13 protein-coding genes, 2 pseudogenes and 1 riboswitch are annotated in these 14,634 nt (G+C 69.1%); of the genes and pseudogenes, 5 read left to right on the plus strand and 10 right to left on the minus strand.

Annotated elements, in window-relative coordinates:
• Positions 1-97: pseudogene (locus QZM15_RS31205) on the plus strand (thiazole synthase); the annotation flags it as partial.
• Here QZM15_RS31205 and QZM15_RS31210 read toward each other — a convergent pair.
• The 8 genes and pseudogenes from QZM15_RS31210 to QZM15_RS31245 form a co-directional block, all read right to left on the minus strand.
• Positions 95-871: pseudogene (locus QZM15_RS31210) on the minus strand (VacJ family lipoprotein); the annotation flags it as partial. The pseudogenes QZM15_RS31205 and QZM15_RS31210 overlap by 3 nt on opposite strands.
• Before the next feature lie 32 nt (positions 872-903).
• Positions 904-1,464 carry an outer membrane lipid asymmetry maintenance protein MlaD gene (gene mlaD / locus QZM15_RS31215; protein ID WP_059577270.1) on the minus strand — a complete coding sequence of 187 codons (561 nt, stop codon included), beginning with the start codon at positions 1,462-1,464 and terminating at the stop codon, positions 904-906.
• 24 nt (positions 1,465-1,488) lie between these two features.
• Positions 1,489-2,256, minus strand: a complete 768-nt coding sequence (gene mlaE, locus QZM15_RS31220; protein WP_050013133.1) for a lipid asymmetry maintenance ABC transporter permease subunit MlaE — start codon at positions 2,254-2,256, stop codon at positions 1,489-1,491.
• Positions 2,253-3,074: an ABC transporter ATP-binding protein gene (locus QZM15_RS31225; RefSeq protein WP_006477138.1), complete on the minus strand. Its 822-nt coding sequence runs from the start codon at positions 3,072-3,074 to the stop codon at positions 2,253-2,255. The genes mlaE and QZM15_RS31225 overlap by 4 nt, the downstream gene beginning before the upstream one ends.
• 84 nt (positions 3,075-3,158) lie before the next feature.
• Positions 3,159-4,286 carry a thiamine phosphate synthase gene (gene thiE, locus QZM15_RS31230; RefSeq protein ID WP_302107867.1) on the minus strand — a complete coding sequence of 376 codons (1,128 nt, stop codon included), beginning with the start codon at positions 4,284-4,286 and terminating at the stop codon, positions 3,159-3,161.
• Complete coding sequence (locus QZM15_RS31235) at positions 4,283-5,098, minus strand: thiazole synthase (RefSeq protein WP_059577272.1); 816 nt, start codon at positions 5,096-5,098, stop codon at positions 4,283-4,285. Before QZM15_RS31235 ends, thiE begins: the two co-directional genes overlap by 4 nt.
• 38 nt (positions 5,099-5,136) lie before the next feature.
• Positions 5,137-5,334 carry a sulfur carrier protein ThiS gene (gene thiS / locus QZM15_RS31240; protein ID WP_099316006.1) on the minus strand — a complete coding sequence of 66 codons (198 nt, stop codon included), beginning with the start codon at positions 5,332-5,334 and terminating at the stop codon, positions 5,137-5,139.
• Positions 5,335-5,366: 32 nt separating this feature from the next.
• Positions 5,367-6,503, minus strand: coding sequence for an FAD-dependent oxidoreductase (locus tag QZM15_RS31245; protein WP_302107868.1), 1,137 nt, complete (start codon positions 6,501-6,503; stop codon positions 5,367-5,369).
• Between the two features lie 225 nt (positions 6,504-6,728).
• Positions 6,729-6,852: riboswitch (TPP riboswitch) on the minus strand.
• A gap of 270 nt (positions 6,853-7,122) precedes the next feature.
• On the opposite strand from QZM15_RS31245, the gene QZM15_RS31250 reads away from it, so the two are divergent.
• From QZM15_RS31250 to QZM15_RS31265, 4 genes are all read left to right on the plus strand, one after another.
• Positions 7,123-8,892 (plus strand): ABC transporter ATP-binding protein/permease, encoded by a 1,770-nt coding sequence (locus QZM15_RS31250; RefSeq protein ID WP_302107877.1) that lies wholly within the window; start codon positions 7,123-7,125, stop codon positions 8,890-8,892.
• Complete coding sequence (locus QZM15_RS31255; RefSeq protein ID WP_302107869.1) at positions 8,889-9,665, plus strand: SDR family NAD(P)-dependent oxidoreductase; 777 nt, start codon at positions 8,889-8,891, stop codon at positions 9,663-9,665. Before QZM15_RS31250 ends, QZM15_RS31255 begins: the two co-directional genes overlap by 4 nt.
• A 126-nt stretch (positions 9,666-9,791) precedes the next feature.
• Complete coding sequence (locus tag QZM15_RS31260) at positions 9,792-11,054, plus strand: MFS transporter (protein ID WP_054928291.1); 1,263 nt, start codon at positions 9,792-9,794, stop codon at positions 11,052-11,054.
• Between the two features lie 25 nt (positions 11,055-11,079).
• Positions 11,080-12,363, plus strand: a complete 1,284-nt coding sequence (locus tag QZM15_RS31265) for a D-amino acid dehydrogenase (RefSeq protein WP_302107870.1) — start codon at positions 11,080-11,082, stop codon at positions 12,361-12,363.
• A 78-nt stretch (positions 12,364-12,441) separates the two neighbouring features.
• On the opposite strand, the gene thpR is transcribed toward QZM15_RS31265, so the two are convergent.
• Both thpR and QZM15_RS31275 read right to left on the minus strand, forming a co-directional pair.
• Positions 12,442-13,011, minus strand: a complete 570-nt coding sequence (gene thpR, locus QZM15_RS31270) for an RNA 2',3'-cyclic phosphodiesterase (RefSeq protein ID WP_302107871.1) — start codon at positions 13,009-13,011, stop codon at positions 12,442-12,444.
• Complete coding sequence (locus QZM15_RS31275; RefSeq protein ID WP_302107872.1) at positions 13,008-14,498, minus strand: sodium:alanine symporter family protein; 1,491 nt, start codon at positions 14,496-14,498, stop codon at positions 13,008-13,010. Before QZM15_RS31275 ends, thpR begins: the two co-directional genes overlap by 4 nt.
• Between the last annotated feature and the right edge of the window lie 136 nt (positions 14,499-14,634).

Here is a 14,634-nt window from a genome sequence, read left to right on the forward strand (position 1 = left end):
GATCGAAGCCGCGGCACAACTGGTCAAGGACGGCTTCAAGGTGCTGCCGTACTGCACCGAGGATCTCGTGATCGGCCGGCGCCTGCTCGACGTCGGCCGCGCCGGCTGCCGCCGGTGCCGCGCCGTCTTCCGGCAAGTCGTACTTCGGCAGCGCGTCGTTGCTCGACGTCGCGGCGGCCTCGCCGCGCGCGTTGCTGATCAGCATCTGGCGGCGCTGCAGATACGCATTGCGCACGAACGAATACTTGTCGAGCGCCGCGGCATCCAGCACGTCGCCCGCGCCGAGCAGGTTCGCGCGCGTGTTGACGAGGTTCACGCCGAACAGGCCCCAGCTCAGGCCGTCCGGCTTCACGTAGGTGAGCGGGTTGCCGACGTAGTCGACGCCGAGGCCGGCCGTGTCGCGCAGCGTGCTCGGGCCGAGCAGCGGCAGCACGAGGTACGGGCCCGACGGCATGCCGTAGCGGCCCATCGTGATCCCGAAGTCGGCCGTGTGCTTCGGCAGCTTCGCGATCGTCGCGACGTCGAACAGGCCGCCGACGCCGAACACCGTGTTGATCACGACGCGCATGATGTCGCCGACGCCGTCGGCGATCCGCAGCTGCACGATGTTGTTCGCCGCGATGTAGACGTCGCCGATGTTCGAGAAGAAGTTCGTCACGCTGTCACGCACCGGCTGCGGCACCACGTACTGGTAACCCTTCGCGACCGGCTTCAGCGCGTACGTGTCGACCGTGTCGTTGAACTTGTACATCGTCCGGTTGAAACCTTCGAGCGGATCGCCCTTGGTCGGCGTCTGCACGGTCGCGCAGCCGCTCAACGCGGCGACTGCCGCAACCGCCAGCGCGGCGTGCCTGATGCGGATCGTGTGCATGGTCATTACCCTCTTGTCTTTCTCTCGTGTGGTTATTGGGCTGCGGCGCCGGACACCGCGGACGCCGGCACCGCCACCGGCGCGGGCGCGGCGGGCGCCGCCGGTGCCCCGGCTGCCGGCTTCGCGCCGCCCGCGTCGGCGGCCTTGCTGTACAGGAACTGGCCGATCAGGTTCTCGAGCACGATCGCCGACTGCGTCATCGTGATGGTATCGCCGGCCTTCAGCATTTCGGTGTCGCCGCCCGGATCGAGGCCGATATATTGCTCGCCGAGCAGGCCGGACGTCAGGATCTTCGCCGACGAATCCTTCGGGAATTGATACTGACCGTCGACGTCGATCGTGACGACCGCCTGGTAGGTGTTGGTATCGAACCCGATCGACTTCACGCGGCCGACCACGACGCCCGCGCTTTTCACGGCCGCGCGCGGCTTCAGGCCGCCGATGTTGTCGAATTTCATTCTCACCGAGTAGGTCGGCTGAAACGACAGCGAGCTCATGTTGCCGACCTTCAGCGCCAGGAACAGCACCGCGAGGAAGCCCACCACCACGAACAGGCCGACCCAGAAGTCGAGAGCAGTCTTTTTCATCGTCATCCCAAAATTTGGCTTGGCTGAGGCTTAGCTGAACATCAGCGCGGTCAGCAGGAAATCGAGGCCGAGTACGGCGAGCGACGCGAACACGACCGTCTTGGTGGTCGCGCGCGACACGCCTTCGGGCGTGGGCTTCGCTTCATACCCTTGAAACAGTGCAATGAAGGTCACGGCGAACCCGAACACGATGCTCTTGATCACGCCGTTGCCGACGTCGGCCCACACCTGGACCCCGCCCTGCATCTGCGACCAGAACGCGCCCGGATCGACGCCGATCAGCACGACGCCGACGAAATAGCCGCCGAGCACGCCGACCGCGTTGAAGATCGCGGCCAGCAGCGGCATCGCGATGATGCCGGCCCACATGCGCGGCGCGATCACGTTCTTGATCGGGTCGACCGCCATCATCTCGAGCGCGGTAAGTTGCTCGCCGGCCTTCATCAGGCCGATCTCGGCCGTGAGCGACGTGCCCGCGCGGCCGGCGAACAGCAGCGCGGTGACGACCGGCCCGAGCTCGCGCACGAGCGACAGCGCGACCAGCAGGCCGAGCGCCTGCTCGGAACCGTAGCGGTTCAGCGTGTAATACCCCTGCAGGCCGAGCACGAAGCCGACGAACAGCCCCGACACGGCGATGATCACGAACGAATAGTTGCCGAGGAAGTGGATCTGCTTGGTGACGAGCCGCGGCCGGCGCAGCAGCGGGAAGAATTCCAGCACGAGGCGCACGAACAGGCGCGTGCCGTAGCCCGCCCGCTCGAGGCCGCCGATGACGTAACGTCCGATCGCGCTGATCATGCGCGCCCTCCGCCGAGCCCGAAATCCGCTGCCAGCGGCGGGCTCGTGTAATGAAATTTGAACGGGCCGTCCGGCGCGCCGTCGATGAACTGCCGCACGCTCGGATCGGTCGACGCGCGCAGCTCGTCGGGCGTGCCCTGCGCGAGCACGCCGCCATTGGCCAGAAAATACACGTAGTCGGCGATCGCGAACGATTCCGGCACGTCGTGCGTGACGAGGATCGACGTCGCGCCGAGCGCCTGGTTCAGCGTGCGGATCAGGTTCGCGGTGATGCCGAGCGAGATCGGATCGAGGCCCGCGAACGGCTCGTCGTACATGATGAGCTGCGGATCGAGCGCGATCGCGCGCGCCAGCGCGATGCGGCGCGCCATCCCGCCCGACACCTCGGACGGCATCAGGTCGCGCGCGCCGCGCAGCCCGACCGCGTTCAGCTTCATCAGCACGAGGTCGCGGATCAGGTCTTCGGGCAAATCGGTGTGCTCGCGCAGCGCGAACGCGACGTTCTCGAACACCGACATGTCGGTAAACAGCGCGCCGAACTGGAACAGCATGCCCATCTTGCGGCGCAGCGCGTACAGGCCGTCGCGCGTTTGCGCGCCGACGTCGGCGCCGTCGAACAGCACCTGGCCGCGGCGCGCACGCACGAGGCCGCCGATCAGGCGCAGCACGGTGGTCTTGCCGCAACCCGAGCCGCCCATGACCGCGACGACCTGCCCGCGCCCGAAGCGCAGGTTCAGGTTGGACAGGACGAGGCGGTCGCCGTAGCCGAAGTCGACGTCGCGAAGTTCCAGCAGGGTCTCGGTAGGAGTGGGGCTCACGGAGCTGACAGTCCTTTTACGCAGAACGCCGAATTATAGGGCCTGCATTGGAATGATGTCGTGACGCCGTTCCGGGCCCTGCGGTCAATGATTGTCAAATTGTCCGGCAAAGCACTGCTGCAGTGCAATAAGCGCCGTCCGATAATCGGCCGCGCCCGTGACCGCGCTGACCACCGCGACGCTGCCGACGCCCGTGCCCAGCACGGCCGGCAGCGTGTCGAGCCCCACCCCGCCGATCGCGACGAGCGGTGCCCGGGCGCGGGCGAAGCGCGCGTAGCGGGCAATCCGCGCGAGGCCCTGCGGCGGCGCGGCGACGGCCTTCGTCGCGGTCGCGTACACGGGGCCGAGCGCGAGATAACTCGGCCGCGCGTGCAGCGCGCGCAACATCTCGTAATAACCGTGGCTCGAAAGTCCGAGCCGCAAGCCCGCGCGCGCGATCGCGGCCAGGTCGGCCGTGTCGAGGTCCTCCTGGCCGAGATGGACGCCGTACGCGCCTTCTTCTACCGCGATCTGCCAGTGATCGTTGATGAACACGCGCGCATCGGGATAGCGGCGCCCCGCCGCGACCGCGCGCGCGATTTCCCGGCGCAGCGCGTCCGGCGCCGCATCCTTCACGCGCAATTGCACGGTTCGCGCGCCGCCGTCGAGCACGCGCTCGACCCATGCGGCGCTCGGCACGACCGGATAGAGGCCGAGCCGCGCGGGGCACGGCGCGAACGCCGGCTCCGGCGCAGGCGGCAGCCCGCCGACACGCGGGAATCGCGCGGCATCGACCGGCCATGCGTCGGCGGCGCGCGTCTCGTCGCCGTCACGCCACGCCAGCGCGAGCACCAGCGCGTCGACCGGCGCGAAGCCGCAATCGAGGAACGCGGCGAGCGCCGCGATCCAGTCGTCCGCGAGCGGATGCGCGGCGTCGAGCGCGTAGCGCACGCCGGCCGCATGCAGCACGGCGCCGCCCTCGTCGAATTCGATCGCCACCGCGTCCGGCGACGCAGGCCGCGACACGGCCGATGCACGGGCCTGCGCGGCACGGTCGCCCACCGACACGATCAGCACGTCGCCGTCGGCCGGCACGTCGGGCGCCGCCACGCAGAGCCGCCGCGGCGCCGCGCCACCCTCCGGCCAGTCGCCGAGCCGCGCGCGAATCCGCTCGGCCGCTTCGGCCAGTTCGTCGGCCGGCGGCCAGAACGCATCGGCGAAGCGCGCGCTCATGCGCCGCCCCCGTCCTGGTGCCAGAACGGCATCCCGACGACCGGCGTGCTCGCGTGCGCGGTCTCGCGCGCATCCATCGGGCCGGCCAGGTACGCGGCGCGGCCGGCCTCGACGCCCTGCGCGAACGCGCGCGCCATGATCTCCGGGTGCGTGGCCTGCGACACGGCCGTATTCAGCAGCACGCCGTCGAAGCCCCACTCCATCACCTGACACGCGTGCGACGGCACGCCGAGCCCCGCGTCGACGATCAGCGGCACGTCCGGCAGCCGTTCGCGCAGCACGCGCAGACCGTACGGATTCACGACGCCCTTGCCGGTGCCGATCGGCGCGCCCCACGGCATCAGCGCCTCGCAGCCGACGTCGAGCAGGCGCCGGCCGATCACGAGATCCTCGGTGCAGTACGGCAGCACCTTGAAGCCGTCCTTGACCAGTTGTGCCGCGGCTTCGATCAGCCCGACCGGGTCGGGCTGCAGCGTGTAGTCGTCGCCGATCAGTTCGAGCTTGATCCAGTCGGTGTCGAATACCTCGCGCGCCATGTGCGCGGTGGTCACCGCTTCGGCGACGGTCTGGCAGCCGGCCGTGTTCGGCAGCAGCGGCACCGCGTGGCGCTTGAGCAGGTCGAAGAAGCCGGCTTCGGCCGTGCCGCCCGTCATCTGGCGGCGCAGCGCGACCGTCACCATTCCGGGGCGCGACGCGGCGATCGAATCGGACAGCGACTGCAGCGACGGATAGCGCGACGTGCCGAGCAGCACGCGGCTTGCGAAGGTTACGCCGTACAGCGTGAGCGCGTCGGCGGAGGTGGGGGACGTCATGTCGTTTTCCTGGAAGAGCGGGGACGAACCGGCGGCGCTCAGCCGCCCGCGACGGGGTGCACGACGTCGAGCTTGTCGCCCGCCGCGAGCGGGCGCGCCGCATGCTGCGTGCGCGCGACGAAGTTGCCGTTCAGCGCGACCGCGTACGGCGGACGCGCGCCGTACGCGGCCAATGCGTCGGCCACCGTCGCGCCGTCGGGCAGCGTCAGGGTCTGTTGATTGATCTGGATATCCATGAGGCTCGGTCGGATTCGGTCGGCGGCGCGCGTCAGGCCGGCTGGCGCGCGTCGTTACGGTGATGAAGCAGGGTCGGCCAGCGGGCGGCGGCGCGCCACGCGGCGAACGCGTCGGGATCGCCGAGCGCGCCGCCGAGCGCGGCCTGCGCGAACGCGACGGCCGCCTGCGCGACTTCCGGCGCGATCATGAAGCCATGCCGGTACAGGCCGTTGACGGCGAGCGTCGACGCGCCGTCCCAGATCACGGCCGGGCGATGATCGGGCAGCGTCGGCCGGCATTGCGCGTTGAGTTCGAGGATGCGTGCCTCGCCGAACGCCGGATGCACGGAAAACGCCGCGCTCAGCAGTTCGAGCGCGGAACGCACGCTGACGGGCGACATGTCCTCGCCCTCCACCTCGGTCGCGCCGATCACATAGAGATCGTCCTGCTTCGGCGCGACGTACAGCGGATAGCGCGGATGCAGCAGCCGCACGGGCCGCGTGAGCCCGATGCCGGGCGCATGCACGCGCGCGACCTCGCCGCGGATGCCGCGCAGCGCCGGCAGCGCGGGTTTCGCGCCGAGCCCGCGGCAATCGATCGTGAAATGCGCGGCGGGCGGGTTCGTGTCGTCGACCGACGCGTGCCAGTGCGTTTCGACGCCGCGCTGCGCGAGGCCCGCCGCCAGCGCGCGCAGCGCCTGACGGTTGTCGAGCTGGCCTTCGCGCGGCAGCAGCAGCCCGCGTGCGAAGCGGCCCGCGAGCGCGGGTTCGGCCGCGTCGACCTGCGCACCGGCCAGCGTCACGAAGCCGCCGTCGAACAGCTCGGCCGGCGCGTTCGCACGCACGCGCCGCTCGAACAGCGGCGCCTCCGCGCGGTCGGCCTGATGCCAGACGACGAGCGTGCCGTGATGCTGGAAGAAGACGGGTTCGGGCAGTTCCGCTAGCCACCGCGGCCAGCGCGCGAGCGACGCGGCGCCGAGCTCGGTGATCAGCAGCTCCGCGCTCGCGGCTTCCGCGAGCGGCGCGAGCATCGCGGCCGCGACCCACGCGGCCGACTGCTCGCCGTCCGGCCCGCCGCGCTCGTAGAGCGCGACGCGATGGCCGTCGCCGGCGAGCCGCCATGCGATCAGGCGGCCGACGAGGCCGCCGCCCAGCACCGCGAAATCGGGCCGTGCGTCCCGGACGTTCATCGCCCGCCCTCCGCGCGCTCACGCGCGACGAACGTCGACGCGTGCGCGCCGCCGCATGCGAACGCACGCGACATCGGGCCGGGAACCGGGCAAAAGACTGAAGATTGTGCGGTCATCATTCCTTCCGTAACGCGCAATGCGCGTACCCAAAAGGACGAAACCGGCAGCAAAGGCCGGCCGGGCGGGACTCGGGCGCTGACCATGTGGGATGGCGGCCAGCGCGGCCCGGCGGGATCAGAAACTTCCCTCGCCGGTATTACCCGGATCGGGTGCGAAGGGTCTTTCTCAGCCTCGCCGCGCTGCCCGGAACATCCGCCGGCCGCGTCACGAAGCACCCCTGTTTCGTCGTCGGCCATTAGACCATAAAAGCGGAAAGCGCCGCAAACTGTCCCCGTTGCGGCAAATTCGCCGGCGTGTTGCGCCGCTCTGGCACAATGCCCGCAGGCCGGCCGCGCGAGCGGCCGGTTGCCGCGTCACCGCCGGTTTTTAAGTGCCGTTTAAGACGCACGGGCGACCATCCGGACGCCCACCGTCAGTCGGCGCCGCGCCCGGCATGCCGTATCGCGGCGCGCGCCCCGGTTTCGCCCGGCCCGCGCGCCGGCTCATCATCAGGAAGCACATGACCCAATCGATCGATCCCGTCCGCTCCGCCTCCAACGCGCCGCAGGACGAGCGCCCGGTATCCGCGTGGAGCCTCATCAAGCCCTACTGGGTGTCGTCCGAATGGAAAATCGCGTGGGGGCTGCTGGTCACGATCATCACAATGAACTTCGCGAGCGTATGGCTAAGCGTGCGCTTCAACGGATGGTACGGACGATTCACGAACACATTGCAGGCAAAGGATGCACAGCACTTTCCACATCTGATGCTGGAATTCTGTGCCATCGCGTTTGGCGCCATTATTCTGTTCGTGTTCCGCCGCTATCTGACCCAGATGCTTTCGTTCCGCTGGCGGCAATGGCTCACTAACCGATTCCTCGATGAATGGTTGAATGACCGTGCGTTCTATCGGATCGAGCGGGACCGATTGACCGACAACCCCGACCAGCGCATCACCGATGACCTTCAAGCGTTCGCAACCACTTCGCTCTCGCTGTCGCTTGATCTGTTGTCGACTGTTGCATCGCTTGCGTCATTCACCGTGATCCTGTGGACCCTGGCCGGTCCGCTGACCGTTCCGATCGGTGGTACGTCTATCGTCATTCCGGGCTACATGGTGTGGGTCGCTGCAATATATGCGCTAGTTGGCTCTTACCTGATGCATCGGGCCGGCCATCCGCTTGTGTCGATCAACTACCAGCAACAGCGTGTCGAAGCCGACTTTCGCTTCGGTATGATTCGCGTACGAGAAAACGCCGAACAGATCGCGTTCTATGACGGCGCCGATTTCGAAGGCAATAATGCGCGACAACTTTTCGGTCGAATCCGTGACAACTGGTGGCGACTGATGAAGTACACAATGCGGCTGAACTTCGTGTTGAATTTCTACAGCCAAGTCGCGAATATCTTTCCGTTGATCGCAGCGGCCCCCGCATACTTCGCAGGTGCCTTCTCGTTCGGAACACTGATGCAGATTTCGCAGGCCTTCGGTAGTGTCAGCGACTCGTTTTCGTGGTTCATCAATAGTTACGGCTCGCTCGTCGAATGGCGCGCCACCGTCAACCGTCTGCGCGAATTCAAGCGCGTGATGGGCACGTCGCACCTGAAGGAAAGCCTGTCGCCCGCGACCGAGCACGGCGGCATCAACCTGCACTACATCGACGCCGCGAAGCTGTCCACGTCGTCGCTCAAGCTCGCGCTGCCGAACGGCAACGCGCTCGCCAACATCGGCGACGTCACGATCGAGCCCGGCTCGCGCTGGCTCGTGGTCGGCAAGTCCGGTTCCGGCAAGAGCACGTTCATGCGCGCGCTCGCGGGCCTGTGGCCGTTCGGCGACGGCGCGATCGACGCGCCGGTCGGCGCACGGATGATGTTCGTGCCGCAAACGAGCTATTTGCCGATCGGCACGCTGAAAGCCGCGCTCACCTACCCGGCGACGCCCGACACGTTCAGCGACGAAGCGTGCCGCGACGCGCTGCGCGCGTGCCGCCTCGAGGATTACGTCGAGCGCCTCGACGAAACCGCGCACTGGACCCGCGTGCTGTCGCCGGGCGAGCAGCAGCGTCTGGCCGGCGCGCGCGTGCTGCTGCACAAGCCCGACTTCCTGTTCCTCGACGAAGCGACCAGCGCGCTCGACGCCGACAACGAGGCGCGCCTCTATCACCTGTTCGCCGAACGGCTGCCGAAGGCAGCGATCGTCAGCATCGCGCACCGCGAGTCGCTCGCCGCGTTCCACGTCGGCACGATCAACGTCGAGCGCGTGAACGACGACGACAAGGTCGCCGCGTGAGCGCACGCGCCGCGCACGTCGCACGGATCGCGCTGATCACCGGCGCAGGTTCGGGGATCGGCGCGGCGCTCGCGCGGCGGCTCGCGGCGCCCGGCGTCGCGCTGGCGCTGCATGCGCGCGGCGCGAACGATGCGGCACGCGCGCGGCTCGCCGACGTCGCCCATGCGTGCACGGCGGCCGGCGCGGAGTGCCTGACGCTGACCGGCGATCTCGGCGAGCCGGGTGTTGCCGCCGCGCTCGTCGACGCAGCCGCCCCCCGCTTCGGCGGGCTCGATCAACTCGTCGCGAACGCCGGTTTCGCCGCACGGCAATCCTTTTCCGATCTTTCCGCGGACGCGCTCGCGTCCGCCTTCGCGGCGATGCCCGGCGCGTTCTCCGCGCTCGCGGGCCGCGCGCGGCCGCTGCTCGAGGCGTCGGCCGCACCGCGGATCGTCGCGGTCAGCTCGTTCGTCGCGCACCGCTACCGCGCCGACGCACCGTTCGCGGCAACCGCCGCCGCGAAGGCCGCGCTCGAATCGCTGGTGCGGAGCGCGGCCGCCGAATTCGCCGCGCACGGCATCACCGTCAACGCGGTCGCGCCGGGCTTCACGCGCAAGGATCACGGGCCGAGCGCCGGCAACGCCGCCGCGTGGGCGCAGGCCGAACAGGCGACACCGCTCGGCCGGATCGCCGAGCCCGACGACGTCGCCGCGCTGATCGCGTTCCTGCTGTCGGACGCGGCGCGGCAGATCACCGGCCAGGTCATCCACGTCGACGGCGGCCTGACGCTCTGACGCGTCTTCGTCCTCCTGCTTTTCCGCACGCCCCTGCATCCGCCTTTTTGGCGCGCAAGAACGCGCCCGTAAAATAGCCGCGACGCGGCAGCGCGGGACCAGACGAGGCGACAGGGGGCGGCAAGCATGCAGGCATTCCAGTGGTTCAACGAACTATCGACGCGCGAACGCCGGACGCTGTATGCCGGCTTCGGCGGCTATGCGGTCGATGCGTTCGACTTCATGATCTATTCGTTCCTCATTCCGACGCTGATCGCCACCTGGGGCATGACGAAGAGCGAGGCCGGGATGATCGCGACGAGCTCGCTGATCTCGTCGGCGATCGGCGGCTGGGTCGCCGGCATCCTCGCCGACCGCTACGGCCGCGTGCGCGTGCTGCAGTGGACGATCGCGACGTTCGCGCTGTTCACGTGCCTGTCCGGCTTCACGCATTCGTTCTGGCAGCTCCTTGCGACGCGCACGCTGCAGGGTTTCGGTTTCGGCGGCGAATGGTCGGTCGTGACGATCATGATGGCCGAGACGATCCGCTCGCCCGAGCATCGCGCGAAGGCCGTCGGCACCGTGCAGAGCAGCTGGTCGTTCGGCTGGGGCGCGGCCGCGATCCTCTACTGGGCGTTCTTCGCGCTGCTGCCCGAGCAGGTCGCGTGGCGCGCGTGCTTCTGGATCGGCATCGTGCCCGCGCTGTGGATTCTCTACATCCGCCGCAACGTCAGCGATCCCGACATCTACACGGCCACGCGCCGCGCGCGCGACGAAGGCCGCGTGTCGGGCCATTTCCTCGAGATCTTCTCGCCGCCGCACCTGCGTGCGACGCTGTTCGGCAGCGCGCTGTGCACCGGCATGCTCGGCGGCTACTACGCGATCACGACGTGGCTGCCCACCTATCTCAAAACCGTGCGCCACCTGTCGGTATTCAACACGAGCGGCTATCTGGTCGTGCTGATCGTCGGTTCGTTCGTCGGCTACGTGGTCGGCGCGATCCTGTCCGACCGGCTCGGCCGCCGCGCGTCGTTCATCCTGTTCGCGGTCGGCTCGTTCTCGCTCGGCATGGCGTACACGATGCTGCCGATCACCGATACCGCGATGCTGCTGCTCGGCTTCCCGCTCGGCATCGTCGTGCAGGGCATCTTCGCGGGCGTCGGCGCGTATCTGTCGGAGCTGTATCCGGGCGCGATCCGCGGCTCGGGCCAGGGCTTCTGCTACAACCTCGGCCGCGGGCTGGGCTCGTTCTTCCCGATCCTCGTCGGCGCGCTGTCGCAGTCGATGTCGCTCGTGAAGGCGATCGGCCTCGTCGCGGGCGGCGGCTACCTGCTTGTGATCGTCGCGGCGCTCGTGCTGCCCGAAACGCGCGGCAAGTCGCTCGCCGACGATCCGGCCGTCGCGTCGTGAGCCCCCGTTTCGTTCCGGACACCGCATGCACGTGATCGTTCTCGGCGCCGGCGTGATCGGCGTCACCACCGCCTGGCACCTGCGCGAAGCAGGCTGCGACGTCACCGTGATCGAACGCGAGGCCGACGTCGCGCAAGCGACGAGCCTCGGCAACGCAGGCGTGATCGCGCCCGGCTACGTGACGCCGTGGGCCGCGCCCGGGATGCCCGGCAAGATCCTCAAATATCTGTTCAAGCCCGCGTCGCCGCTGATCTTCCGGCCCACGCTCGACGCCGCGCAGTGGCGCTGGATCGCGCGCTGGCTGCGCGAATGCGAATTCGAGCGGTTTCGCGTGAACAAGCAGCGAATGCAGCGCATCGCGTATTACAGCCGCGCGTGCCTGCATGCGTTTCGCGAACGTCATCCATTCGACTACGGCGCGAGCCGCGGCTACCTGCAACTGCTGCGCGGCGCGTTCGACGTCGAGATGGCGCAGCCCGCGCTGAAGGTGCTGCGCGATGCCGGCATCGCGTTTCGCGAACTGGATGCCGCCGGCTGCACCGCGATCGAACCGGGCCTGCGCTGGGCGCGGCACGCGCCCGTCGGCGGTATCTACCTGCCCGACGACGAAGCAGGCGACTGCGCGCGCTTCACGCGCGAATTGCGGGCGCTGTGCGAAGCGAACGGCGTGGCGTTCCGGTTTCGCACCGCGATTCGCGCGCTCGATGTCGCGAGCGGCAAGGTGCGCGGCGTGCGGGTCGACTCGCTCGGCCCAGGCGCCGCCGCCCGGCGCGATGCGCTGCTCGCCGCCGACGCGATCGTCGTCGCGCTCGGCGTCGACAGCGCGGGCCTGCTGCGGCCGCACGGCATCGACGTGCCGCTGTATCCGGTGAAGGGCTACTCGGCCACGCTCGCGGTCGTCGACGATGAAAAGGCGCCGTGCGCCGCGCTGATGGACGAATCGCTGAAGACCGCGATCACGCGCTTCGGCCCGACGCTGCGCGTCGCCGGCACCGCGGAGCTCGGCAACCGCCGGGCGGCATTGCGGCAGCAGGCGCTCGACACGCTGATGAAGGTGCTCGACGACTGGTTCCCGCACGCGGCCGATCGCGCGTCGGCGCGTTTCTGGGTCGGCCGCCGGCCGATGACGCCCGACGGCCCGCCGCTGCTCGGCGCGAGCGGGATCGACGGCCTCTGGCTCAACGTCGGCCACGGCTCGACGGGCTGGGCGATGTCGATGGGGTCGGGAAAGGTGGTGGCGGATCTCGTCACCGGACGGACGCCGGAGATCGATCTGGCCGGGCTGACGCTCGCGCGCTACGACGGGTAGTGCAGCCGGCCGGTCGTACCGTCGAAGCGATGCACGGTCGCGACCAGCGGCATGGCGCGCGGCCGTCGGCGCGGGTCGCTACCGCGGCGGCGTCCGGCCTTCGGCCGCGGCGATCGGCGCCGACACGATCGGCCGATGCGACACGCCCTCTTGCGACAGCCGGCTTTCGAACAGCGTCAGCGCTTCGACGCGCACCTCGACCGGCCGCCCCGGCGCGCCGCCGTGCGCGGGCTGGCCGACCGCATCGTGCGGCAGCCGCGCAAGCGTCACGTGCGGCCGGAACGGCCGCCGGTCGGCCGGCACGCCGAGTTCGCGCAGCAGCGCCGCCAGTCCCGCATTCAGCGCGACGCAGGCGGCATCGGCCGCGAGTTCGGCGACGATCAGCCGCGCGCGCGGCAGGCTCGGCCACCACGCGATCCGCTCGACCGACAACGGCGGCAACGCATGCGCGGCGGCGAGCGCGGGCAGGTGCGCGGCCAGCGCGTCGCACCGCTCCCGCTCGATTGCGCCGAGGAACGCGAGCGTCATGTGCAGTTGCGCGGGCAGCGTGCGCCGCGCGCCACGCGTGACCGGCAACGCGTGCAGCGCGTCGCGCGACGCCGCATCGGGCATCAGCGCGACGAACGCACGGAGCCGGTCGCCGTTCATGACTCGCGCACCGTCACGCGCACTTCGGCCGCCACATCGGCCGCCGCCGGACGCTGCGGCAACGGGCCGTGCTCGCCCCACACGTCGGCCGGCAGCACGCCCGCGAGTTCGGGGATCGTATTGCGCGTGAACACCGGATCGGCGACGCCGGCCGCACGCTGGCGGCGATAGTCGGCCCACGCGGCGTGCGCGTACTTGCCAAGCGCGAGGATTGCGATCAGGTTGATGATGGCCATCAGCCCCATGCTCGTATCGGCCATCGCCCATACGAGCGGCAGTTGCCCGACGCTGCCGAACATCACCATGCCGAGCACGGCGATGCGGAACAGCGGCAGCACGCCGCGCCGCTTCGTGATGAATTCGACGTTGCCTTCCGCATACGCGTAGTTGCCGATCACCGACGAGTACGCGAAGAAGAAGATCGCGAACGCCATGTAGATGCCGCCCCAGTCGCCGACGTGGCCCGCGATCGCGCGCTGCGTGAGCGCCGCGCCTTCCATGCCGGTGCCCAGCTCGTACTGGCCGGACAGCAGGATCACGAACGCGGTCGCGCTGCAGATCACGATCGTGTCGACGAACACGCCGAGCATCTGGATCAGCCCCTGCACGACCGGATGCCGCGTGCTGGCGGTCGCCGCCGCGTTCGGCGCGCTGCCCATGCCGGCTTCGTTCGAAAACAGCCCGCGCTTCACGCCCATCGCGACCGCCTGGCTGACCGCATAGCCCGTCAGGCCGCCCGCCGCCTGCTCGAGGCCGAACGCGCTCTTCACGATCAGCGCGATCACGCCGGGCACCAGCGCGATGTGCGTCGCGACCGCGTAGACCGCGAGCGCGAGGTAGCCGATCGCCATCAGCGGCACGATCACCTGCGCGACCGTCGCGATGCGGCGGATGCCGCCGAAGATGATCGGTGCGGACAGCAGCACGAGGCCGAGGCCGACCGTCTCGCGGCTCCAGCCGAACGACGTATGGAACGCATCGGCGATCGCATTGGCCTGCACCGCGTTGAACACGAAGCCGAACGCGAGGATCAGCGACAGCGAGAACAGCACGCCGAAGCCGCGCGAGCGCAGGCCCGTCTGGATGTAGTACGCGGGGCCGCCGCGATAGCTGCCGTCCGGGTGCGACACCTTGAAGATCTGCGCGAGCGTCGCCTCGACGAACGCGGACGACATCCCGACGAGCGCGGTCATCCACATCCAGAAGATCGCGCCCGGCCCGCCGACCGTCAGCGCGACCGCGACGCCGGCGATGTTGCCGGTGCCGACGCGGCTCGCGAGCCCGGTCGCGAACGCCTGGAACGACGAGATGCTGCCCGGCTCGCCCTTGCTGCCGACCAGCTTCACGCTCAGGAGCAGCGCCTTCAGCTGGATCATCCGGAACCGCAGCGTGAACCACGCGCCCACGCCGAGCAGCAGCGCGATCAGCACGTAGTTCCACAACACGCCGTTGACGGCGTCGATCAGCCCTTGCACGAATGCTTCCATCCAGAATCCTTGTAAATACGGTCAGTCATGTGCGGCGACCGCGCGAATGCGGCCGGAGGGGCGACATGATATGACAGTTTTCAAGGATTATTACAAAATGAAAGAAATTGAGATGACGAAAAATCGACGCCGGATG

The organism is Burkholderia sp. AU44665 (assembly GCF_030504405.1).
Lineage (GTDB): Bacteria > Pseudomonadota > Gammaproteobacteria > Burkholderiales > Burkholderiaceae > Burkholderia > Burkholderia semiarida.

What these genes read in the sequence shown, in the direction of transcription:
- mlaD (WP_059577270.1), bottom strand. Translation starts at nt 1,464, where the DNA reads ATGACGATGAAAAAGACTGCTCTCGACTTCTGGGTCGGCCTGTTCGTG.
- mlaE (WP_050013133.1), bottom strand. Translation starts at nt 2,256, where the DNA reads ATGATCAGCGCGATCGGACGTTACGTCATCGGCGGCCTCGAGCGGGCG.
- thiE (WP_302107867.1), bottom strand. Translation starts at nt 4,286, where the DNA reads ATGAGCGCGCGCTTCGCCGATGCGTTCTGGCCGCCGGCCGACGAACTG.
- QZM15_RS31235 (WP_059577272.1), bottom strand. Translation starts at nt 5,098, where the DNA reads ATGACGTCCCCCACCTCCGCCGACGCGCTCACGCTGTACGGCGTAACC.
- thiS (WP_099316006.1), bottom strand. Translation starts at nt 5,334, where the DNA reads ATGGATATCCAGATCAATCAACAGACCCTGACGCTGCCCGACGGCGCG.
- QZM15_RS31245 (WP_302107868.1), bottom strand. Translation starts at nt 6,503, where the DNA reads ATGAACGTCCGGGACGCACGGCCCGATTTCGCGGTGCTGGGCGGCGGC.
- QZM15_RS31250 (WP_302107877.1), top strand. Translation starts at nt 7,123, where the DNA reads ATGACCCAATCGATCGATCCCGTCCGCTCCGCCTCCAACGCGCCGCAG.
- QZM15_RS31260 (WP_054928291.1), top strand. Translation starts at nt 9,792, where the DNA reads ATGCAGGCATTCCAGTGGTTCAACGAACTATCGACGCGCGAACGCCGG.
- QZM15_RS31265 (WP_302107870.1), top strand. Translation starts at nt 11,080, where the DNA reads ATGCACGTGATCGTTCTCGGCGCCGGCGTGATCGGCGTCACCACCGCC.
- thpR (WP_302107871.1), bottom strand. Translation starts at nt 13,011, where the DNA reads ATGAACGGCGACCGGCTCCGTGCGTTCGTCGCGCTGATGCCCGATGCG.
- QZM15_RS31275 (WP_302107872.1), bottom strand. Translation starts at nt 14,498, where the DNA reads ATGGAAGCATTCGTGCAAGGGCTGATCGACGCCGTCAACGGCGTGTTG.